Origin of the sequence: Stenotrophomonas sp. LM091, assembly GCF_001806305.1 — a bacterium.
GTDB lineage: Bacteria > Pseudomonadota > Gammaproteobacteria > Xanthomonadales > Xanthomonadaceae > Stenotrophomonas > Stenotrophomonas bentonitica_A.
This window is the reverse complement of the sequence record NZ_CP017483.1, coordinates 2266903-2287310: the sequence shown is the minus strand read 5'-3', so window position 1 is coordinate 2287310 and position 20408 is coordinate 2266903. Positions and strand designations below refer to the sequence as shown.

17 protein-coding genes are annotated in these 20408 nt (G+C 68.9%); 5 read left to right on the top strand and 12 right to left on the bottom strand.

The features are described 5' to 3' along the window. Nucleotides 1-186: 186 nt before the first annotated feature. The 4 genes from plsB to BIZ42_RS09880 form a co-directional block, all read right to left on the bottom strand. Nucleotides 187-2901 carry a glycerol-3-phosphate 1-O-acyltransferase PlsB gene (gene plsB, locus BIZ42_RS09895; RefSeq protein WP_019184120.1) on the bottom strand — a complete coding sequence of 905 codons (2715 nt, stop codon included), beginning with the start codon at nucleotides 2899-2901 and terminating at the stop codon, nucleotides 187-189. After that, a complete protein-coding gene (locus BIZ42_RS09890; RefSeq protein WP_070427497.1) occupies nucleotides 2901-3869 on the bottom strand; it encodes a hypothetical protein in 969 nt (322 codons plus the stop codon). The genes plsB and BIZ42_RS09890 overlap by 1 nt, the downstream gene beginning before the upstream one ends. Before the next feature lie 151 nt (nucleotides 3870-4020). Then, nucleotides 4021-4746 (bottom strand): orotidine-5'-phosphate decarboxylase, encoded by a 726-nt coding sequence (gene pyrF, locus BIZ42_RS09885; RefSeq protein ID WP_070426332.1) that lies wholly within the window; start codon nucleotides 4744-4746, stop codon nucleotides 4021-4023. Beyond that, nucleotides 4743-5666, bottom strand: a complete 924-nt coding sequence (locus BIZ42_RS09880) for a 5'-nucleotidase, lipoprotein e(P4) family (RefSeq protein ID WP_026069926.1) — start codon at nucleotides 5664-5666, stop codon at nucleotides 4743-4745. The genes pyrF and BIZ42_RS09880 overlap by 4 nt, the downstream gene beginning before the upstream one ends. Before the next feature lie 111 nt (nucleotides 5667-5777). Here BIZ42_RS09880 and BIZ42_RS09875 point away from each other — a divergent pair, with 111 nt between their 5' ends. Next, nucleotides 5778-6440: a DUF480 domain-containing protein gene (locus tag BIZ42_RS09875; RefSeq protein ID WP_070426331.1), complete on the top strand. Its 663-nt coding sequence runs from the start codon at nucleotides 5778-5780 to the stop codon at nucleotides 6438-6440. Nucleotides 6441-6559: 119 nt separating this feature from the next. Here the strand turns inward: BIZ42_RS09875 and BIZ42_RS09870 are convergent, their stop codons facing one another. Further along, nucleotides 6560-7090, bottom strand: a complete 531-nt coding sequence (locus BIZ42_RS09870; protein WP_070426330.1) for a GNAT family N-acetyltransferase — start codon at nucleotides 7088-7090, stop codon at nucleotides 6560-6562. Nucleotides 7091-7242: 152 nt separating this feature from the next. Then, a complete protein-coding gene (locus BIZ42_RS09865) occupies nucleotides 7243-9219 on the bottom strand; it encodes a UvrD-helicase domain-containing protein (protein ID WP_070426329.1) in 1977 nt (658 codons plus the stop codon). A 158-nt stretch (nucleotides 9220-9377) separates the two neighbouring features. Between BIZ42_RS09865 and BIZ42_RS09860 the strand changes: the two genes are divergently transcribed. Together BIZ42_RS09860 and BIZ42_RS09855 are read left to right on the top strand one after the other, a co-directional pair. Further along, nucleotides 9378-10070: an SEL1-like repeat protein gene (locus tag BIZ42_RS09860; RefSeq protein WP_070426328.1), complete on the top strand. Its 693-nt coding sequence runs from the start codon at nucleotides 9378-9380 to the stop codon at nucleotides 10068-10070. A gap of 52 nt (nucleotides 10071-10122) precedes the next feature. Further along, nucleotides 10123-10734: a thymidine kinase gene (locus BIZ42_RS09855; RefSeq protein ID WP_070426327.1), complete on the top strand. Its 612-nt coding sequence runs from the start codon at nucleotides 10123-10125 to the stop codon at nucleotides 10732-10734. Nucleotides 10735-10765: 31 nt separating this feature from the next. On the opposite strand, the gene BIZ42_RS09850 is transcribed toward BIZ42_RS09855, so the two are convergent. The 6 genes from BIZ42_RS09850 to BIZ42_RS09825 all read right to left on the bottom strand — a co-directional run bounded on the left by BIZ42_RS09850 (nucleotide 10766) and on the right by BIZ42_RS09825 (nucleotide 18421). Beyond that, entirely contained in the window at nucleotides 10766-12367 is a 1602-nt protein-coding gene (locus BIZ42_RS09850) for a glucan biosynthesis protein D (protein ID WP_046274218.1), read from the bottom strand. Between the two features lie 92 nt (nucleotides 12368-12459). Further along, the gene (locus BIZ42_RS09845) at nucleotides 12460-15291 is read right to left on the bottom strand and encodes a serine/threonine-protein kinase (RefSeq protein ID WP_070426326.1); all 2832 of its coding nucleotides are present in this window, start codon (nucleotides 15289-15291) and stop codon (nucleotides 12460-12462) included. A 30-nt stretch (nucleotides 15292-15321) separates the two neighbouring features. Further along, entirely contained in the window at nucleotides 15322-15885 is a 564-nt protein-coding gene (locus tag BIZ42_RS09840) for an ECF-type sigma factor (RefSeq protein WP_019184109.1), read from the bottom strand. Between the two features lie 65 nt (nucleotides 15886-15950). Next, complete coding sequence (gene mutM / locus BIZ42_RS09835) at nucleotides 15951-16763, bottom strand: bifunctional DNA-formamidopyrimidine glycosylase/DNA-(apurinic or apyrimidinic site) lyase (protein WP_070426325.1); 813 nt, start codon at nucleotides 16761-16763, stop codon at nucleotides 15951-15953. A gap of 74 nt (nucleotides 16764-16837) precedes the next feature. Then, entirely contained in the window at nucleotides 16838-17215 is a 378-nt protein-coding gene (locus tag BIZ42_RS09830) for an EF-hand domain-containing protein (RefSeq protein ID WP_070426324.1), read from the bottom strand. Between the two features lie 3 nt (nucleotides 17216-17218). Then, the gene (locus tag BIZ42_RS09825; protein WP_070426323.1) at nucleotides 17219-18421 is read right to left on the bottom strand and encodes a fatty acid desaturase; all 1203 of its coding nucleotides are present in this window, start codon (nucleotides 18419-18421) and stop codon (nucleotides 17219-17221) included. Between the two features lie 150 nt (nucleotides 18422-18571). Here BIZ42_RS09825 and BIZ42_RS09820 point away from each other — a divergent pair, with 150 nt between their 5' ends. Then, nucleotides 18572-19402 (top strand): ATP-binding cassette domain-containing protein, encoded by an 831-nt coding sequence (locus BIZ42_RS09820; protein ID WP_070426322.1) that lies wholly within the window; start codon nucleotides 18572-18574, stop codon nucleotides 19400-19402. A gap of 127 nt (nucleotides 19403-19529) precedes the next feature. Then, on the top strand, nucleotides 19530-20378 hold the full coding sequence (locus BIZ42_RS09815) for a phosphatase PAP2 family protein (protein WP_070426321.1): 849 nt from the start codon (nucleotides 19530-19532) through the stop codon (nucleotides 20376-20378). Nucleotides 20379-20408 lie beyond the last annotated feature (30 nt).

The following is a 20408-nucleotide window of genomic DNA, read 5'->3' as shown; positions in this document are numbered from 1 at the left end:
TTGCCCGGTCTCCGGACGCTTGTGCCGCGCTTGCGCGCGGGTACCGACCAACGGTCGGTACCTACGAATTGCTGGCGAACGCAACAAGATCCGGATACGTCCGGATACGCCCGGTGCGCCCGGTGCGCCCGATGCGTCGGATACGGCCGGATACGTCGGATACGTCGGATCGACGACGTGCCGTCGTCAATCCGTGCTGACCGGCTCTTCCGGCTTTGCCGCTTCCGGGCTGACACGCTCGATGGTGTGGCGCAGTTCGCGGCCGAGGATGAACTTCGCATCCTTGGCCCACGCATCCAGGCGCGCATCGAACAGCAGCTTGCTGTTTTCATCCGGCCACACCAGGCGCAGCTCGCGCAGCTTCTGGATGAAGCCGCGGAACAGGGTGCGGTCGAAGAATTCCGGCGCGGCCGGCGCATAGAGCAGGCTCAGGCGCTGCGCGGCCTGCTGGCACAGGCTTTCCAGCTCGGCTGCACCCAGCGTACCCGGGCCGTTCTTCACCAGCACCGAGATCGCGATGTAATAACGCTCGAACGCCTGCTGCAGCGAATGGCCGATCGCACGCAGGCGGAAGACTTCATCGGTCTGCCCGGTGTTGCGCGCCAGGATGCCGCCGTCGTCGTCGTTGATGTTCTGCAGCAGCCCTTCGCGCACGAACACGTTGATGGTCTGCTCGATGCGCTGGGCGAACTCGTCTTCGGTCCACGGCAGGAACAGCTCGGCCTGCAGGAACGGATACACCGTGCGGCCCAGCTGGACCAGCCCGGTGCGGCTCATGCGGCGGTTGTTCTGGAAGCAGCAGGCCACCCACGAGGAGGCGGTGAACAGATGGATGACGTTGTTGCGGAAGTAGCTCAGCAGCACCGCGGTATCGCCGCTCACACTGAGCACGTCGCCGAGCGGATGCTTGATGCGGGTGAGGACGTTGATCTCCTCGGCGTGGGCGATGATCCGCTCCGGCGAGTGTGGAGTGACCGTCACCCGGTCCGAGTACGGCATCTCCACCAGCAGGGTCTTGCACAGTTCGATCTGCGCGATCAGGTCCGCCTCGCCCATCGCATGCTTGGGCGTGGACAGCAGCGCCAGCGCGAGCAGGTTGATCGGATTGACGTCGGCGGCGCCGTTGATATGCACCTGGATGCGTTCGGCCAGGTGATCCACCGTGCCGGACAGCCACGAGGGCTTCTCGTCTTCGCCGACCGGCTGGCCGTTCCACTCCGGCGCACGCTGGGCGAGCACGTCGTTGAGCGCGATCGGCTCGCCGAAGTTCACCACCACCTGGCCGTAGTTCTGCTTGAGCACCTTGGGGATCGACCACAGCAGCGACCAGATCGATTCCTTCTCCTTCGGCCGACCGGACAGTTCGTCCAGGTAGCTGCCGCCTTCCATCAGCTTTTCATAGCCGATGTAGACCGGCTGGAACAGCACCGGCTTGCGCGGCTGGCGCAGGAACGCGCGCAGCGTCATCGAAATCATGCCGCCTTTGGGCTGCAGCAGGCGCCCGGTGCGCGAGCGGCCGCCTTCGACGAAGTACTCGATCGAGTAACCGCCGGCGACCAGCTGCGCCACGTATTCGCTGAGCACCGCCGAGTACAGCGCGTTGCCGCGGATCGAACGGCGGATGAAGAACGCACCGCCCTTGCGCAGCAGCGTGCCGACCACCGGCAGGTTCAGGTTGATGCCGGCCACGATGTGCGGCGGCACGATGCCGCGGTCGTACAGCAGGTAGGACAGCAGCAGGTAATCCATGTGGCTGCGGTGGCTGGGCACGTAGACCACTTCGTGCCCGGGCGCAGCGGCCTTGAACTTGTCCAGGTGGTGGACCAGCACGCCGGCGTAGATGCGGTTCCAGACATGGCTGAGCATGAAGCTGGCCGAACGCACCACCGGACTGGAGTAGTCCGCGGCGATTTCCCACGCGTAGGCGTGGGCTTTCTTCCAGGCATCGGCCGGCTTGGAGTTGTCGCGCTTGGCCTGCGAGGCGATCGCTTCGCGCACGGTGTCCGCGTCGAGCACCTTGTCCACCAGCAGGCGGCGGGTCGACAGGTCCGGCCCGATCACCGACTCGCGGATGCGGCGGAAATGGGTGCGCAGCACGCGCTGCAGCTTGCGCACGGTGCGCTCGGGGTCCAGCCCCTCATCAACCGTGGTGCGCAGCGAGATCGGCGGGGCGAAGCGCACGATCGTGCTGCGGCCGTTGAGCAGCACCGCCAGCAGGCGACGGAAACGACCCACCAGGGCCCAGTTTTCCGAGAACAGCACCGCGAACCAGCCGCTCTGCTTGTCCGGCGCGCGGCCGACGAAGATCGAGACCGGCACCAGGTGCACGTCCAGCTCGCCGCGGGCGCGGTGCGCCTGCAGGACCTTGGCCAGCGAGTCGGAGTGGGTCTTGGCGCCACGCTGCTCGGGGATCAGCGAGTTGCTGCTGCTCCGGCGCGACAGGGCCAGGTAGGCGCGCTTGCGCCCGGTCGGGTCACCGGCGATGGGCACCAGCGGCGACGGCAGGCCGGCCTCGCGGCAGGCCTTGTCCAGGATCAGCGCGTTGGACAGGCCGTAGTCCTCCAGCACGTAGACCACCGGCCGGCCATCGTTGTACTGGCCGGGATGTTCGGGTTCGATCTTCAGCGACAGCCACGGCTCGACCAGGCGGCCAAGCAGGCGCGACCACCACGGCGGGCGGCCGCTGGGCGCGCGGGTGCCGGGCACGATCGCCGACGGCACGATGGCCGCCGGCTCCGCATCGACGGCAACGGCCTCCGCGGGCGCGCCAGCGACCGGCGGGACCGGGGCGGCAGCACCGTCGGACGGCACGGTAGCGGGCGACGAGGACGTGGCGTCCGGCGTCTTGGGCGGCTCTTCGCCGGGGAAAGGCAGGGGATTCTGGTTCGGCATCGGCTTCATTATGGCTTAGCCGATGCGGAAGCATCGTCCTTGACCGCTGCAGCGGCTTCTGCCTCGGCCGCCTGGCGGGCGTCATGTTCAGCCTGTGCGGCGTCGGCGGCCTGCAGCAGCGCGTCGGTGTCTTCCAGCGTGCGGGTCACATACCAGTGGCCTTCGCGCCGGGTCATCCGCACCTGCGCTTCGATCTGCTCGCCGGCCAACGTGTACTGGATGCGCACCACGGCGTCGTCGCCGAGCTCGGAGGTCAGCTCGCCGCGCAGCCCGGTCAGCGCCTCATCCAGGGACAGCCCGTAGCTGGCCAGGGCCGTCTTGAAGGCTTTGATGAAGGGACTCAGCCGGCGCAGGCTCTCTTCCATGCCGGCCGCCTGCAGCTCCGCATCGGTGGACAGCCCGGCGGTGCGCGCGGTGGCCGTCAGCAGGGTGATGGTGGTCCTGGCCCGCTGCTTGTCCGTCAGTGGCGCGGCGGCAGCCCAGCGGCTCAGCGCGTTCACCACCTGGGTGTAATGGGCACGCTCGCTGTCGCTGTACTCGCTCTGGTTGCGCAGGTACTGCTCGCCGAACAGTCCCATCGAGTGGGCGGCCTGGCGGACCTGGGTCGCCTGGCCGGCGATCTGGGTATCGAACGAGCGCTGCAGCCGCTGCGGCGCATCCGGCCGCGACAGCGCGGCCAGCATCGGCAGCAACTGCCCATCCAGCGGCAGCTCGGTCAGCGGCCAGCGGCTGTGGCCCTGGCTCCACGCGCCCTGCAGGCGTGCGTACTGGCTCGGCGGCACCGCTGCCTTGGCGTACCCGACCAGATCGTTGTCGGCGACCCGCTGGGCCAGCTGTTGCAGGGCCGCGACCGGCTCGGACGCCGGCGCGTCCGGATCGATCTGCTTGTCCTTGCAGGCACTGAGCAGCACCAACCCGCACAGGGCCAGCGCCAACACCTGCCCTCGGTACTGCCACGGCTTCAACGACATGGACATGAATTCGGACTCCCCCGGACCGGTCCGCATCTTGCGGCCTGTTCGGTGACAGCGGCAAGCCGGCAGACCTGCCGACCCTGCGCTTTATGCGCAAGCCCTTGAATGTACAGAAAAACCGGCGGTGACGGGGCCGCTCCGCCCCGTCACTGCCTCAGCGCGCGGCGAGCGCCTGGGCGATCTCGGCCTGGATCGCGCGGGCGGCGGCCTGCGGGTCGCTGGCGAGCCGGATCGGGCGACCGACCACGATCGCGTCGGCGCCGTCGGCAAAGGCCTGGGCCACGCCCACGGTGCGCTTCTGGTCATCACCGACCGGGCCACCGGGGCGGATCCCGGGGCACACGATCGAGAAGCCGTCGCCGGTGGCCGCGCGGATCGGGCCGGCCTCCTGGCCGGAGGCGATCACGCCATCGATGCCGGCGGCCTGGGCGGCCAGCGCGCGCTCGACCACCACCTCGACCGGCTCGCGGTCGATGCCCATCTGGGCCAGGTCGCTGCGGCCCATCGAGGTCAGCACCGTCACCGCCAGCAGGCGCATGTCGCTGCCGTTGGCGGCCGCGCAGGCCTCCATCATCGCCGGGTGCCAGCCGTGGATGGTGGCGTAGCTCACCGGCCACTGCGACAGCCGCTTGATCACCGCAGCGGCAGTGGCGGGGATGTCGAAGAACTTCAGGTCGACGAACACGCGCTTGTCGCGCGCGGCCAGCGCATCGAGCACCTCGAAGTACTCGCCGGAGGCCAGCAGTTCCATGCCGATCTTGTAGAACGACACCGCATCGCCCAGGCGATCGACCCAGGCCAGCGCGTCATCGCGGCCGGGCACGTCGAGCGCGAAGATCAGGCGCTCGTCGTCCCGCAGCGGCAGCGGCGCCCGGCTCACGGTGCGTAATCCAGCGCGGCGCGCTTGGCGTCGTGGCGGGCCTGGCGCGACTGGCTGTAATCGTTGTTGAACTGGGCCGGCTCGAAGCCGCCGTAGGTCGGGTTGGGCAGCATCCACCAGCGCTCGCCGAACCAGTCGTGGTACTGCTGCAGCAGCGCGTCACGGCCGTCGTTGGTGTTGGCGGTGACTTCCACGAAGTCGCCCAGCTGGTCGCCGAACTGCATCAGCACGCGGTACTTCTGGCCGGCCAGGCGGCGGCGGCAGTTCTTCTCGCTGCCGGCCTGCTCGCAGCCGTCCACCACGGTGCCCAGGCCGAGGAACACGCTGTCGTCGGCCACCGGCAGGCCCTGCTCGCGCAGGTTGGCCAGCGTGGCCTCCTTGAGATGCACGGCGCGGTTGGAGATGTACAGCAGGGTCACGCCCTTGGCGTTGGCCGCCTTGGCGAAATCGACTACGCCCGGAATCGCCTTGGCCTTCTTTTCGGCCACCCACTGGTCCCAGCTCAGCTCGTCGTACTCCTTGCCATCGCGCACCAGGCGCGCCTGGTAGGGCGAGTTGTCCAGCACGGTTTCATCCACGTCCAGCACCACGGCCGGCTTCAGGCCCTTAGCGGCGTTGCCGCGTTCTTCCGGCACCAGCGCGTCCCAGTTGGCTTCCTTCAGCGCCTTGTCCAGGTGATCGGCGGCGGCGCGGTAAGTCTGCTCGGTGATCGCGCGGTATTCCTGCGCGCGCTGCATCCACAGCACGGCATTGAGGTTGTCATTGGCGGCCACGGCGGCATCGCCGGTGGCGGCCGGGGCGCTCGCGGCAGCCGCAGCGGCCGGCGGGGCGGCATCGGCCGGGGTTTCGGTGCGCTTGCAGGCACTCAGTGCCAGCACGGCACAGGCAAGCACGGACAGGGAAACAGCACTACGACGCATGGCATTCACCGGCAACAGATTCGCGCCAGTTTACCGGCTTGTCCGGCGGCATTCATGCGCAAGGCAGGGCTCGGCTATGCTGCACGCCCCTGAAACACCCCGGAGCGCCCCATGACCGACGACACCCAGACCCCAGCCCTGCCCGTGCTCAGCGCGGCCCAGGCCCGCGCGTTGGGCTGCCTGATCGAGAAGGAGGCGACCACCCCGGACGCCTACCCGCTCACGGTCAACGCCGCGCAGGTGGCGGCCAACCAGAAGACCGCGCGCGAGCCGGTGATGGCCCTGTCCGCCGGTGATGTGCACCATGCGCTGCGCCAGCTGGAAAGCATGGGCCTGGCCCGCCAGCAGTTTTCCTCGCGCGCCGAGCGCTACGAGCATCGCGCCGGCAGTGCGCTGGACCTGACCCGGCAACAGCTGGCCATCGTGGGCCTGTTGCTGCTGCGCGGCCCGCAGACGGTGAACGAACTGCTGACCCGCAGCGAGCGGCTGTTCCAGTTCCAGGACGCGGAGGAGCTGCGCCACCACATCGAGCGCATGATCCAGCGCGGTCTGGCGGTGCAGCTGCCGCGCGCCAGCGGCCAGCGCGAAGACCGCTACATGCACCTGCTGGGTGGCCCAGTGGATGTGCAGGCCCTGGCGGAGAGCTACAAGGGGTCTTCGTCGAGCGGCGGCGGTGGCAGCCCGGCGCTGGAAGCACGCGTGCAGCAGCTGGAGGCCACGGTGGCCGAACTGCAGGAACAGCTGGCGGAATTGCGCGCGCAGTTGGGCGGGTGAGGGGCAGCCGACCAACGGTCGGCTCTACCTGTGTCGCTGATTGATTCGCTGGTGACGGGCAGCCGGCCAACGGTCGGCTCTACCGGCGGGTGGGTGTGGCGCCGTGCACGTCGCCGGTGTCAGGGCGCCGGTGCGCCGGGGGTGGCGAACAGCAGCACCACCTCCGCGTGTGGCGGCGGCAGCAGCAGGTCGCCACGATCCTCCATGCCCAGCTTGCGCAGCAGCGCGGCCGAGCGCACGTTGTCCGGGGACACGATGCCGTACAGGTCGGTGTGACCGAGCACATCGCGCGCGTAATGCATCACCCCGCGCGCGGCCTCGAACGCGTACCCGTTGCCCTCGTACTGCGAGAGCAGTGCATAGCCGATATCCGGGGCCGGCAGCCCGGCGCGCCGGACCAGGCCGGCATTGCCCAACCATGCGCCGTCTTCGCGGCGGACGATGGCGTACATGCCAAAGCCGTTGAGCGTGTAACTGCCCAGCACGCGCTCGGCGGTGTAGTCGCGCGCCTGCGCCAGGGTGCGTACGCCGCGGTCGGCGATGTTGCGGATGAAGCCCGGCTCGTTGAGCAGGGCCAGCATGTCGGCGGCATCGTGGTCAGGGTCGATCAGGCGCAGGTGCAAACGGTCGGTCTGGATCACGGCGGACATGCGGGTACCGGTGGAAGGCGATACGCCGATTGTGCAATGCGCTTCCCGAACGCGGTAGAGCCGACCGTTGGTCGGCTGCGCTTCGAGCCGGGATACGGCAGCCGACGCGCTTTGGGCAGCCGACCAACGGTCGGCTCTACCCCCGGCGTGGGTCAGTCGAAGAGGGCCTGGATCGCAGCCAGGCCTGCGTTGGCGCGCTCTTTCTTGCGCGCGGCGTCGGCGACGGGATCGGCGCCATCGCGCTGCATTTCCTCCGCCGGTATCTCTTCGAAGAAGCGGCTCGGCTTGAGCCGCACGTGCTCGCCGAATTTGCGGGTGAGCTTGCTGTAGCTCATCCACAGCTGCACCTTGGCACGGGTGATGCCCACGTACAGCAGGCGTCGCTCTTCCTGCAGGTTGCCTTCGTCCAGGCTGACCTGGTGCGGCAGCACGCCGTCCTCGCAGCCGATGATGAACACGTACGGGAATTCCAGGCCCTTGGAGGCGTGCAGGGTCATCATCCGCACCTGGTTGCCACCGTCGTCCTTGTCGTTGCGCGAGAGCAGTGCCAGCTGCGCGGCCAGATCGGCGGTGGAGGCACCGCGCGGGCCGCCCTCGAACCACTGCGCCAGTTCTTCCAGGTTGCCGAGGCGACGCTGGTACACCGATTCTTCTTTGCACGAACTACGCAGATCCGAGACCAGCCCGGATTCCTTCACCAGCTTGCGCACCAGGTCGCCGGAGCTGAGCTTGGGCATCTCCGCACGCAGGTCGCGCAGGATGTCGGTGAAGCGGCTCAGGCCATTGGCCGCGCGCGGCGGCAACTGCGAGAGCGCACCGATCGCTTCGGCGGCATGCGCCATCGGCAGATCCTTTTCCGAGGCCAGCTCGGCCAGCTTGGCCAGGGTGCCGGCCCCCACTTCGCGCTTGGGCGACTGCACCGCACGCATGAACGCCGTATCGTCGTCCGGGTTCACCAGCAGGCGCAGCCAGGACAGCGTGTCCTTGACCTCCTGCCGTTCCAGGAACGCGGTGCCGCCGGTGATGTGGTACGGCGCGCGCACCAGCTGCAGCGCTTTTTCCAGCGGCCGCGACTGGAAGTTGCCGCGGAACAGGATGCAGAAATCGCTCCACGGAATCTTCCTGGACGTCGCCAGGAACGAAATCTCCGCGGCCACTTTTTCCGCTTCATGCTCGCTGTTGCGGCACTCCCACACGCGGATGCGCTCGCCGTCGGCCTGGTCGCTCCACAGCTTCTTCAGGTGTTCGTGCGGGTTGTTGGCGATCAGTGCGTTGGCCGCGCGCAGCACGCGGTTGGAGCAGCGGTAGTTCTGCTCCAGCTTGATGATTTCCAGCGCCGGGTAGTCGCGCGCCATCTGCTGCAGGTTTTCCGGGTTCGCACCGCGCCAGGCGTAGATCGACTGATCGTCATCGCCCACGCAGGTGAAGTTGCCCTTGCTGCCGGCCAGCTGCTTGAGCAGCCGGTACTGGGCATCGTTGGTGTCCTGGCATTCGTCCACCAGCAGGTAGCCGATGCGCTCGCGCCAGGCCAGTGCGATCTCCGGGTTTTCTTCCAGCACCTGCACCGGCAGGCGGATCAGATCATCGAAATCGACCGCGTTGAAGGCCGTCAAACGCAGCTGGTAGCGCTCATAGACGCTGGCCGCTTCCTTCTCGCGCGTGCTGCGCGCCGCGGCCATCGCCTGCTCGGGTGAGAGGCCGGCGTTCTTGGCGCGCGAGATCAGGTTCTTCACGTCCTCGATGTCGTCCGGCTTGGCCCCGTGCATCAGGTCCTTGACCTGTGCGGTCGAATCGTCGGCATCGAAGATGGAGAACCCGCGCTTGAGCCCCACCGCAGCGTGTTCGATCTGCAGGAACTTCAGCCCCAGCGCGTGGAAGGTACAGATCGTCACTTCATCGGCATCGTCACCGCGCAGGCGCTTGGCCACGCGCTCGCGCATTTCCTTGGCCGATTTGTTGGTGAAGGTGATCGCCGCGATCCGCCGCGCCGGGTAGCGCTTGCTGGCGATCAGCTGGCCGATCTTCTCCACGATCACGCGCGTCTTGCCGCTGCCCGCGCCGGCGAGCACCAGCAGAGGACCTTCGCAGTGCATCACTGCCGCGTGTTGGGGAGGATTGAGACCGTGCATGCCATCTCCAGGGGAGGGGCATTGTACCGGCCTTGGTCGGCCCGCATCGACGCGCCACCGCCCGGATTGACGCCTTCACGGGGGTGGGGTATCCATTGTCCTGATCGACGCAGAGGACGCGACGCATGGCAATGAGCAGGAAAGGACGCGGGGTGTGGATGTTGGTCGCGGCCCTCGCGGCCCTGCCCGCCTGGGGGCAGTCGAGCCAGCCGGACCTGCGTGCCCAGGATGCACAGGACACCGATGCCTTCCTGAACCGGCACCCCGACCTGCGTTACCGCAAGCTCGGCAAGGAGGCCCAGGCGCGCGGCCGCCTCGAGGAAGCGCGGCGTTTCTACCGCCTCGGCGCCCGCCATGCCGACAAACTGTCCCAGGCCGCGCTGGCCGAGATGTGGTGGAACGGCCAGGGCGGCGGGCAGGACCGGGCGCTGGCCTATGCCTGGATGGACCTGGCCGCCGAGCGCGGGACCGAGTTCCTGCTGGTGCTGCGTGAGCGCTACTGGGCTGCGCTGACCCCGGACGAGCAGACCCGCGCGGTGCAGGAAGGCCAGGCCCTGTACGCCGAGTTCGGCGACACCGTGGCCCAGCCCCGGTTGGAGCGTGAACTCCGGCGCGGGCTGAGTGAGGTCACCGGCAGCCGTACCGGCTCGGTCGGCGGCATGCGCATGCTCGTCCGCGATGATCGCGGCCAGCGCTACGTGGAGCCGGACGTGTTCTATCGGGACGAATACTGGCAGCCGGCCCAGTACTGGCAATGGCAGGCGCGGCAGCTGGAGGCGGCCGGGCGTGCGATCGGCACCGGGAGCGTGGAGGTCGGCATGCCGACCACGGTACCGGGCTTGCGGGACTGAACTGAACCGATCCGGTGCCATGCCGGGGCCGCCGAACGGATAAAATCCCGGCATGGCCAAGCTCTATTTCTATTATTCGGCGATGAACGCCGGCAAGACCACGACCCTGCTGCAGTCGGCGCACAACTACCGCGAGCGGGGCATGCGCGTGGCCATCCTGACCCCGCGGCTGGATGATCGCGCCGGGCACGGCGTGGTCGCCTCGCGGATCGGCCTGAAGGCGGACGGGATCGCGTTCCACCCCGACACCGACCTGCAGCAGCTGATCGCCGAGGACATCGCCGCGCACGGCCCGCTGGGCTGCGTCCTGGTGGATGAGGCGCAGTTCCTGAGTCGCAGCCAGGTGTGGCAGCTCAGCGAGGTGGTCGACCAGATGCGCATCCCGGTGCTCTGCTACGGCCTGCGCACTGATTTCCGCGGTGAGCTGTTCGAAGGCAGCCAGTACCTGCTGGCCTGGGCCGATGAGATGCAGGAGATCAAGACGATCTGCCACAGCGGCAAGAAAGCCACGATGACCGTGCGCGTGGACGAGCACGGCCACGCGGTGCAGGACGGGCCGCAGGTGGAGATCGGCGGCAACGAGCGCTATGTGTCGGTAAGCCGCGCAGAGTTCAAGAAGATCATGCGCGGTGAAGGCCGTATCGACCCGTTGCAGGCCGGTTGACCCGCCTCCCCGTCAGCCTCACCCAGGCGCCTCAGTACAACGTGCGCTCCGCCGCGCCCTTCGGCGGCGGGCTGTACTGATAGAGCCAGGTTTCGGTCAGCGTTTTCCCGCCACTGCGCAGGTACAGGCGGATGTCGATCTGCTCGGTCGAGTCATCCGGCGGCACCACGTCGAACATCGCACGGTAGCCCTTGATCTCGCGCAGCGGGCGCGCCGAAACGATCTCGGTGCGGCCACGGCTGACCTGCACGACGGCCTCGACTTCGCCCTTGTCGATCATCGCGGCCAGTTCGCCCCCTTCGAAATCGACCGCAAAGCGCCACGAGAAGTACTCGCGCTTCTTGCCGATCACCCCGCCCAGGCCGGTACGGGTGGCCACGCAGTGCGCCAGCGGCGGGCGCGCCGGCGGCTCCGCGCCCCAGTACAGGCGGTAGCCGAGCAGCAGCTCCTGGCCCGGCTGCGGCTTGGCCTCGGGATTCCAGAACGCCACGATGTTGTCGAAGGTCTCATCCACGGTCGGGATTTCAACCAGCTGCACCGAGCCCTTGCCCCATTGCCCCTTCGGTTCGACCCACAGGCACGGACGCTTCTCGTAGAAGACGCCGTCGTCCTGGTAATGGTCGAAGTTGCGGTCGCGCTGGAGCAGGCCGAAGCCGCGCGGGTTGTTGTCCACGAACATGTTGAAGCGCAGATTGTACGGGTTGCACAGCGGGCGCCAGATCCATTCGCCGGCGCCGGTCCACATCGACAGGCCATCGGTATCGTGGATCTCCGGGCGCCAGTCCCAGGCCATGCGGCGGTCGTTCTCGCCGACCTGGTACATGCTGGTGCACGGGGCGATGCCCAGGCGCTCGATCGCCTTGCGGGGGTACAGCGCGCAGTCGATGTCCATCAACAGCACATCGCCGTTGGTGATCGCAAAGCGGTAGGCGCCGGTGGTGCTGGGTGAATCCAGCAGGGCATAGACCACCAGCGTGTTCGAGTCCGCTGCCGGCTGCTCCAGGTAGTAGGCGATGAAATCCGGGAATTCCTCGGGCTTGCCCATGCCGGTGTCGATCGCCAGGCCGCGCGCGGATTGGCCGTACTGGCCCTCCTTGCCGACCGCGCGGAAATAGCTGGCACCGAGGAACGCGGCGAAGTCGCGGTCGGTGTCCTTGCGGGTATTGAGGCGGAAGCCGGCAAAGCCTAGGTCGGCCGGCAGGTGGCTGCCCTTCAGGCCGCTCTTGCCGTAATCGAAGGCGGCGCCGTCATAGGCCAGTTCCTGCGCCTTGCCGTCGGTCACGTCGAACATCCGCACCGGGGAATGGAAGTACAGCCCCAGGTGGAAGAACTTGGCCTGGTAACGCCCGGGCTGGTCGGCCCACAGGGCGTGGTCCTGACGGTACTGGATGGACTGGTACTGGTCCCAGTCCAGCCCTTCCACCGGGCCCGGCAACGTGCGCTTGTGGCTCTGGTAGGCGGCCTGGGACAGCGCGCGGGCCTGCCCTTTGAGCGAGGCGAAATCGAACGGCTGCGGCTGGCCCAGCCGGCGCAGGCCGACCTGGTTGCCCTGCGCGGCGCAGGCCGGCAGTGCGGGCAGGCCGAAAGCGGCCAGGGCCACGGAGGCATTGCGGAGGAAGTCGCGTCGTTGCATGCAGGCAGCGATGGCAGGGAATGGCCGGCCATCATAGGCACGCAGACGTTAATTCGCCGAGGTGAATGCGCGGCGGCGTTCAGCCAGCACGGTCAGGGCCCGGCGGCGACCTGCGCCGGCACGCAGTCCTGGCGCAGCCGGTTCACCTCCTGCAGCAACTGCCCGCCCTGCGGCCACTGTACCTGCAGCTCCTGCCGAAGCTGGCCCAGTGCGTCGCGCGCACGCGCCGGGGAGGTGCCGCAGTCCAGCTGCGCCATCGCCGCGCGCGCGCGCCAGCGCAGGGCACGGCTGTCGAGGTCGGCGGCGTCGCCCACCAGCAAGGGCGCCAGCGCGCGGCGCGCTTCCACGGTCTGGCCCATCCGGCCCAGGTTGCGGCCCCAGGCCAGCTGCAACGCGCGCTGCAGCGCCGGGCTGGAGGGCCCGGCACGGTCCGCCCGACGCATCAGCGCCGCCAACTGCTCGCCGGCCTGGCGTGGATCACCCTGCGCACTGACGATCTCGGCCATCTGCCGATCGGCCTGCTGCACGGACGCATCGTCGTCGCCGCGTTGCGCGGCCTGCCACTGCCGCCCCTCGTGCAGGGCGGCCAGGGCGGCCTGCCAACGCCCGCCCTGGGCCAGGGCAGCGGCATAGTCGTACAGGCCCTGCGGCAGCAGGCCGACGCAATCGGGTTGGCGCCAGATCGCCACGGCGCGGCCCAGGTCATCGATCGCGGTGGCACTGTCACCGCGCTCCAGCGCCAGCCGCCCCAGCGCATGCCAGGTCAGGCCGGTATCGCGATGCTGTTCACCCAGCGCCTGCCGGGTCAGGCGATGCACCTGCTGCAACTGGGCCTGCGCCTGCTGCAGGTCACCGCGCTGCAGCGCCAGCAGCGCGCGCAGACGACGGATCGACAGGGTTTCCGGGTGATCCGGCCCGTACAGTGCCACCGCATCGGCGCCGGCCGATTGCAGCGCCTGCCCGGCAGCGTCGAGGTCGCCCTGTGCGGCCAGCGTCTCGCCCATGTGCCGCCGCAGCGCGATCAACTGCGGGTTGCGCGCGCTGGCCTTGGCCTGCAGCAGCTGCAGCGCCTGCCGGTAGCCGGCCAATGCGGCCGCCGCACGGCCATCGTCGCTGTCCAGCGCGGCCAGGTCGGCCAGGCTCTCCGCAGTGCCCTGCGTATCACGCAGCACATCACGGCGCAGCACCCGCGCCTGCTCGAAGGAGGCACGGGCGTTGTCGCGGTAGCCCAGCAGCTGTTGGCAGCGCCCCAACTGGGTGTGGTACTCGGCCACGACCGTCGGCAGCCGCAGACGCTGCTGCGTGGCCAATGCCTGCATCGGCGTGAGGTGGGTCACGCACTCGCGCGAGCGCCCCAGCATGCGCAGGGCCCGCCCACGCTGGGTCACCGCTTCCAGCTGCAGCGCCGGTGGCACCTCGCCGGCCTGCTCGAGCAGCGCGCGCTGGTGATCGAGCGTCTGCAGCGCCAGCTGGTAGTCGCCCATGCCGATCCGCAGGCGGCCGATCACACCTTCCAGTTCGGCCAGCGACAGTGGCTGATCGCGCAGTTCCGCCTCGCCCCGCTGCTGTCCGGTGGCCAGCAGCTGGCGCAGATCGAAACTGCCGTGGCGCACGCCAGCGGCCCGGTCGAACAAGCCCACGGTGAAATCCTCCATCGCCTGGGCGCGCGCCACTTCACGGCGGGCCTGCTGCATCTGCCACAGCGCGGTGAGCGCCAGTGCGAGCAGGGCCAGCACCGCCATGCTGCCCAGCGCCACGCCCCAGCGGTGGCGGCCCAGGTATTTGCGCAGCCGGTAACCCACGTGCTGCGGCCGGGCATGGATCGGGCGGCCTTCGAGGAAGCGGCGCAGGTCCTGGGCCAGCGCTTCCACCGAGGCGTAGCGCTGCCCGGGTTCCTTCTGCAGGGCCTTGAGCAGGATGGTGTCCAGGTCGCCGCGCAGCCGCCGCGACAGGCGCCTGGCCGCCACCGCCTGCTCACCCCCGGCGGCCGCCACGCGCGCCACCACCGCCGAGGCGCGCGGGGCCTGCACCTCCAGGATCGAGCGCTCCCACTCCGCATCGCTGTGCCGGCGCAGGCGATAGGGCTTCTGCCCGGTGATCACCTCGAACAGCACCACGCCCAGGGAATAGACATCGGTCAGCGTGGAGACCGGCTCGCCGCGGACCTGTTCCGGCGCGGCGTAGTGCAGGGTGAACGCCCGCGCTTCGGTGGGAGGATGCACGGGCGGTTTGCCCTCGTCATCGTCGAGCAGCTTGGCGATGCCGAAGTCCAGCAGTTTCACCTCGCCCTCGGCGGTGACCAGGATGTTGGAGGGCTTGAGGTCGCGGTGCACGATCAGGTTCGCGTGCGCGTGGCTGACCACCGCGCAGACCTGCAGCATCAGCTGCAGGCGCCGCTCCAGCGGGAGCGCCAGGCGCTGGCAGTGCTCGGTGATCGGCTCGCCTTCCACGTAGGCCAGCGCAAGGTAAGGCTGCCCCTGCAGATCCACGCCGGCATCCAGCAGATGGGCCAGGTTCGGGTGCTGCAGCCGCGCCAGAATCTCGCGTTCGCGGCTGAAGCGCTGGCGCAGGCCGGGATCGGCATAGCCGCTGCGCAGCAGCTTCAGGGCGACCTGGCGCTCGTACAGGCCATCGGCACGCTCGGCCAGCCAGACCTCGCCCATGCCGCCCTCGCCGAGCGGGCGCAGTAGCCGGTACGGCCCGACCCGCGTGCCTACCCGGCTGTCCTCCGGCGCGGCGGTCCACAACGGCTGGGCCAGGAACTCGTGGCTGTCGCGCTCGTGGGCGAGCAGGCGCTCCACATCCTCGGCCAGGCCCGGATCCTCCACACGCAGTCGCGACAGCCGCTGCTCACGCGCCGGTTCGGGCAGTTCCAGCAATTGATCCAGCAGGCAGGACAGCTGCCGCCAGCGTGACGCCTCCATCGGTCCTCTCCCCGGACGATGCGTGGGCTTTCAGGGCTCCCCGACCGACGCCAGCAGGAACATGCGCGCCTTCTGCCAGTCGCGGCGGATGCTGCGCTCCGAGCGTTGACACAGGTCGGCGATTTCCTGCTCGGACAGGCCGGCGAAGTACCGCAGTTCCACCACCTTGGCCAGGTGTGCATCCACCGCGTGCAGCTGCGCCAGCGCGACATCCAGCGCCAGCAGATCTTCATCCAGACGCACGCCGCTGCTGCTGTTCTCCGGCAGTTCCACCCGCTTGAGGTCACCGCCGCGTTTGCGTGCCAGCCGGTTGCGTGCGTAATCGACCACCACGCTGCGCATCGCCGAGGCGGCGTAGGCAAAGAAATGCGCGCGGTCCTCGAAGCGCGCGGCGCCCCGCGAGCCGAGCAACTTCAGGTAGGACTCGTGCACCAGCGAGGTGGCATCCAGGGTGCGCCCCTGCTGCCCGGCCAGCTGCCGCCGGGCCATGCTGTGCAGTTCCTGGTAGAGCAGGGTCAGGACCCGGTCGAGCGCGGCGCGGTCGCCCGCCCGGGCCGAATCCAGCCACACGGTGATATCCGGTCCTTCGTCCATCGCACACCCCCGCCGGTGACGTTGGCCGGACTATACCGCCCGATGGGCGACAGGCGCGCGACGATTCAGCGCTGGCAGTGCCCGCACCAGACGCTGGCGCGCTGGCCGATGGTGGCGTGGCGGAGCAGCCGGCCACACTGGCGGCAGGGCTCGCCTTCACGCCCGTAGACCAGCAGCTCCTGCTCGAAGTACCCCGGCGCCCCGTCCGGATTGATGAAATCGCGCAGGGTGGTGCCGCCCCGGGTGATGGCATAGGCCAGGATCTGTTTCACCGCATCGGCCAGGCGCTGGTAGCGCGCGCGGGAGATCTTACCGGCCTCGCGCAGCGGATTGATCCCGGCCATGAACAGGCTTTCGGCAGCGTAGATGTTGCCGACGCCGACCACGATGCCCTGGTCCATCAGGAACGTCTTCACCGACGCGCTGCGGCCGCGGCTGCGGGCGAACAGGTAGTCGCCATCGAAGGCGTCGTCGAGCGGCTCCGGACCCAGCCCGGCCAGCAGGGCATGGGTTTCCCCGGCCGGCTGCCACAGCAGGCTGCCGAAGCGGCGCGGGTCGTTGAAGCGCAGCAGCCGGCCGTTGTCCAGGCTGATGTCCACGTGGTCGTGCGCGCGCACCGGCGTATCGCCGGGCAGCACGCGCAGGCTGCCGGACATGCCCAGGTGCAGCACCGCGCTGCCGATGGCGGTATCAAGCAGCAGGTATTTGGCGCGACGGCGGACCGCTTCAATTGCCTGCCCGGGCAGCTGCTCGCTGATCTCCGGCGGAATCGGCCAGCGCAGGTCGGGCCGGCGCAGGATCACGCCGTGGATGCTGCGGCCTTCCAGGTGCGGGGAAAGGCCGCGGCGGGTGGTTTCTACTTCGGGGAGCTCGGGCATGGGAGGAATTCTAAGGCGTCCCCCGATGAACCGCGGTAGAGCGGCGGGCTGCCCCGCTACGGTCCGAGTGACGCTCAGCGCGGCGGCGCAGCCAACTCGCGCGCACTCAAATACCCGTCGCCATTGGCATCCTGTTTGTGGAAGCGCTGGATCAGGGTCTGCCGCTGCTGTTCGCGGGTGATCGGGGCGCCCTTGCCGCCGGGCAGTTCATCGGCACGGAGCACGCCATCGCCGTTGCGGTCCATGTGATCGAAGGCGTACAGCAGCCACTGCACGTATTCCTCCACGCTGACCCGTCCGTCGCCGTCGGTGTCCATGCGCTGCAGGTAGCTGCCGGTATCGGTGACCTGCGCCTGTGCCGTCGCGCCCAGCACGCCAACGGCCAGGCCCAGACACGCAAAACGCCGCACAAGGCGGCGTTTTGCGGAGACGTTCCCGGTCGGGAGGCGCATCGATCAGTTCGCCGTCAGTGCGTAGCCCTTCAGGCGTGCGGCGTAGTTCTGCAGCGCGGCGATGCCGCTGGCTTCGGCCTCGTGGCACCACGCCTGCAGGAGCTTCAGGCGCTCAGCGGCGTCGTTGCCACGCGCTTCCAGCAGGGCCGCCAGGCGGGCACGGTGTTCCACCAGCACGCGGATGCGCGGTCGCTGTTCGACCCACGTGCTGAGCTGGGCGCGGCAATCCGGCTTGAGCCAGCGGCCGTCGTTGACCAGGCCACGGCGCATGCGGCGCGGCAGCAGCTTGCGCAGCTTGGCGCCAGCCATCGCGGCCTCTTCGCGCAGGGCCGGCACGAACACATTGCGCTGGTAATCGGTCATCGCCTGGAAGCGGTGCGACAGCAGGGCCTTGAGGGTTTCCGCATCCGGCACGGCGATGTTCGGGCGCACGTCCATGCTTGGCGCCACGCGCAGCACCTTGGCCAGGCGCAGGGCCTGCAGGCCGCGGATCACCGCCCAGCCGATGTCGAACTCCCAGCGGCGCATGGAGAAGCGCGCCGAACTGGGGAAGGCGTGATGGTTGTTGTGCAGCTCTTCGCCACCCACCCAGAACGCCCACGGGGTCAGGTTGGTGGAGGTATCGGCCGATTCGAAGTTGCGGTAGCCCCACCAGTGGCCCAGGCCGTTGATGACGCCGGCGGCCCAGAACGGGATCCAGGCCATCTGGATCGCCCACAGGGCCACGCCGGGCAGGCCGAACAGCACGCTGTTGATGACCAGCAGCGCGACCGGGCCGAGATTGGCGTGCGGGGTGTACAGGTGGCGCTCGATCCAGTCATCCGGGGCGCCGCGGCCGTACTGCTCGATGTCCGCACGCATCGCGCGGGCCTCGCGGTACAGCTCCACGCCGCGCCAGAACACCATGCCGATGCCCTTGGTCACCGGGCTGTGCGGGTCTTCATCGGTTTCCACCTTGGCGTGGTGCTTGCGATGGATCGCCACCCACTCCTTGGTGATCATGGAGGTGGTCAGCCAGGTCCAGAACCGGAAGAAGTGCGCGATGACCGGATGGAAATCCACCCCCCGGTGCGCCTGGCTGCGATGCAGATACAGGGTCACGGCGAAGATGGTGAGCTGCGTGAATACCAGCAGCACCAGCGCCATGCCCCACCAGCCAAGGCCGACGACGCCGCCGGTCAGGAAGTTGAGGAGCGTATCGAGCATCGCAGAACTCCAGGCCGCAGTCGGCCAGCAAGGAAACGGGTACACCTTCGGACATGATGGGGCCTGACGTTGCAAACTTCATCCCTTCGATGCCATTTTTGCGCAGTCATTCAGTTCCTCCTTTACCTTCGTGAGCATGCCCCCGCATTCATGACAGTCGCAGCCTCGCCGGTGGTGCCGGCCTCCTCCGTCCCCCTGATCGAGCTCGACCGCGCCTGTGTCATCCGCGGGCAGGTCCGGGTCCTGCACGATCTCAGCCTGCGCATCGAACAGGGCCAGCACACCGCCCTGCTGGGCCCCAATGGCTGCGGCAAGTCGTCCTTCATCAAGCTCATCACCCGCGAGCTTTACCCGCTGGCGCATGGCGATGGCACGGTGGCGGTGCGCGTGCTCGGCCAGAACCGCTGGCAGGTGGACCGGCTGCGCTCGCAGCTGGGCATCGTCACCGGCGACCTGAGCAGCAACCTCTCGGACATGCCCGGGCTGACCGTGGAAGAGGCGGTGCTGACCGGCTTCTTCGCCAGCTTCGTGGTGCCGGCCTTCCGCGAAGTGACCCCGGAGATGCGCGAACGCGCGCGTGAAACCCTGGCCATGACCGGCGCCCTGCCCCTGCTGCAGCGTGGCTATGCCGAGCTGTCGGCCGGCGAGACCCGGCGCGTGCTGATCGCCCGGGCGCTGGTGAACCGGCCGCAGGCCCTGCTGCTGGATGAGCCCTCCACCGGGCTGGACCTGATCGCCCGCGAGCAGTTGATCGCCACCATGCGCGAGCTCGCCCGCCAGGGCATCACGCTGGTGCTGGTGACCCACCACATCGAGGAGATCATTCCCGAGATCGAGCGGGTGGTGATGCTGCGCGGTGGCAAGATCCTCGCCGATGGCCCGCGCGCGGAACTGCTGCGGGACGGACCGTTGTCCGAGCTGTTCGGCGGCCCGATCCGCGTGGTGGATCAGGCCGGCCGGTTGAGCGCGTTCGCGGGGTGAACGCGAAAGGGGGCCCGCGGCCCCCTACTGCGGCACGGCCATGCCGGATCTGGCCGGATGCCGCCCGGCCGCTCCCGTGGCCGGATGAAGCTGCGATCATGCGGCTCCCCCTCTTCGAGACCTGCCGATGTCGTCGTTCCCGCGCTCTGCTGCCGTTCGCCCGATGCTGGTGACCGCCCTGTTCGCCGCCCTTGCCGGCTGTTCGTCAACGGCGGCACCGCGCACCACGGCGGTGGAAGCGTCGGTCACCACCAAGGCGGTCGGCTACCTGCAGGGCAGCGCCGTGCCGGACAGCCTGGCACTGGTACCGGCACCGCCGGCCGCCGGTTCGGCCGGCTTCGCGCTGGACGAACAGGTCAGCCGTGAGGCCCGTGCCCTGCGCGGCAGCCCGCGCTTCGAACAGGCCCACCGCGACGCGGAACTCGCCTTCCCCGCCGGTGCCAATCAGTTCTCCTGCGCGATCGATGTCGACGTGGATGCGGTCAAGACGCCGGCCCTGTACCGCCTGCTGGAACGCAGCCGGATCGATGCCAGCGCGGCCACCCGCACGGCGAAGAAGCACTACCAGCGCGCGCGGCCGTTCATGGTCAACAACGAACCCACCTGCTCGCCGGAAGACGAGCAGGACCTGCGCGGCAATGGCTCGTATCCGTCCGGCCATACCTCGATCGGCTGGGCCTGGGCCCTGATCCTCTCGGAGATCGCCCCGGACCGCGCCGACGCGATCCAGGCACGCGGCCGCAACTACGGCGAGAGCCGCCTGGTCTGCAACGTGCATTGGCAGAGCGATATCCTCGAAGGCCGCTTCATGGGCGCTGCCGCCGTGGCACGCCTGCATGACAACGCCGCGTTCAACAGTGACCTGCTGGCGGCACGCAAGGAGATCGCCGCGGCACGCAAGGCAGGGCTGCATTCGGCGCGGGATTGTGCGGCTGAAGAAGCGGTGTTGAAGGTGCGGCCGGCGAGCGCGTTGTAAGGCGGCCTGTCACAACGCGACACCTTACTG

Coding starts and splice junctions, on each gene's coding strand:
- plsB (WP_019184120.1), bottom strand. CDS start 2,901: ATGAAGCCGATGCCGAACCAGAATCCCCTGCCTTTCCCCGGCGAAGAG.
- BIZ42_RS09890 (WP_070427497.1), bottom strand. CDS start 3,869: ATGTCCATGTCGTTGAAGCCGTGGCAGTACCGAGGGCAGGTGTTGGCG.
- BIZ42_RS09880 (WP_026069926.1), bottom strand. CDS start 5,666: ATGCGTCGTAGTGCTGTTTCCCTGTCCGTGCTTGCCTGTGCCGTGCTG.
- BIZ42_RS09875 (WP_070426331.1), top strand. CDS start 5,778: ATGACCGACGACACCCAGACCCCAGCCCTGCCCGTGCTCAGCGCGGCC.
- BIZ42_RS09870 (WP_070426330.1), bottom strand. CDS start 7,090: ATGTCCGCCGTGATCCAGACCGACCGTTTGCACCTGCGCCTGATCGAC.
- BIZ42_RS09865 (WP_070426329.1), bottom strand. CDS start 9,219: ATGCACGGTCTCAATCCTCCCCAACACGCGGCAGTGATGCACTGCGAA.
- BIZ42_RS09860 (WP_070426328.1), top strand. CDS start 9,378: ATGTTGGTCGCGGCCCTCGCGGCCCTGCCCGCCTGGGGGCAGTCGAGC.
- BIZ42_RS09855 (WP_070426327.1), top strand. CDS start 10,123: ATGGCCAAGCTCTATTTCTATTATTCGGCGATGAACGCCGGCAAGACC.
- BIZ42_RS09850 (WP_046274218.1), bottom strand. CDS start 12,367: ATGCAACGACGCGACTTCCTCCGCAATGCCTCCGTGGCCCTGGCCGCT.
- BIZ42_RS09845 (WP_070426326.1), bottom strand. CDS start 15,291: ATGGAGGCGTCACGCTGGCGGCAGCTGTCCTGCCTGCTGGATCAATTG.
- BIZ42_RS09840 (WP_019184109.1), bottom strand. CDS start 15,885: ATGGACGAAGGACCGGATATCACCGTGTGGCTGGATTCGGCCCGGGCG.
- mutM (WP_070426325.1), bottom strand. CDS start 16,763: ATGCCCGAGCTCCCCGAAGTAGAAACCACCCGCCGCGGCCTTTCCCCG.
- BIZ42_RS09830 (WP_070426324.1), bottom strand. CDS start 17,215: ATGCGCCTCCCGACCGGGAACGTCTCCGCAAAACGCCGCCTTGTGCGG.
- BIZ42_RS09825 (WP_070426323.1), bottom strand. CDS start 18,421: ATGCTCGATACGCTCCTCAACTTCCTGACCGGCGGCGTCGTCGGCCTT.
- BIZ42_RS09820 (WP_070426322.1), top strand. CDS start 18,572: ATGACAGTCGCAGCCTCGCCGGTGGTGCCGGCCTCCTCCGTCCCCCTG.
- BIZ42_RS09815 (WP_070426321.1), top strand. CDS start 19,530: ATGTCGTCGTTCCCGCGCTCTGCTGCCGTTCGCCCGATGCTGGTGACC.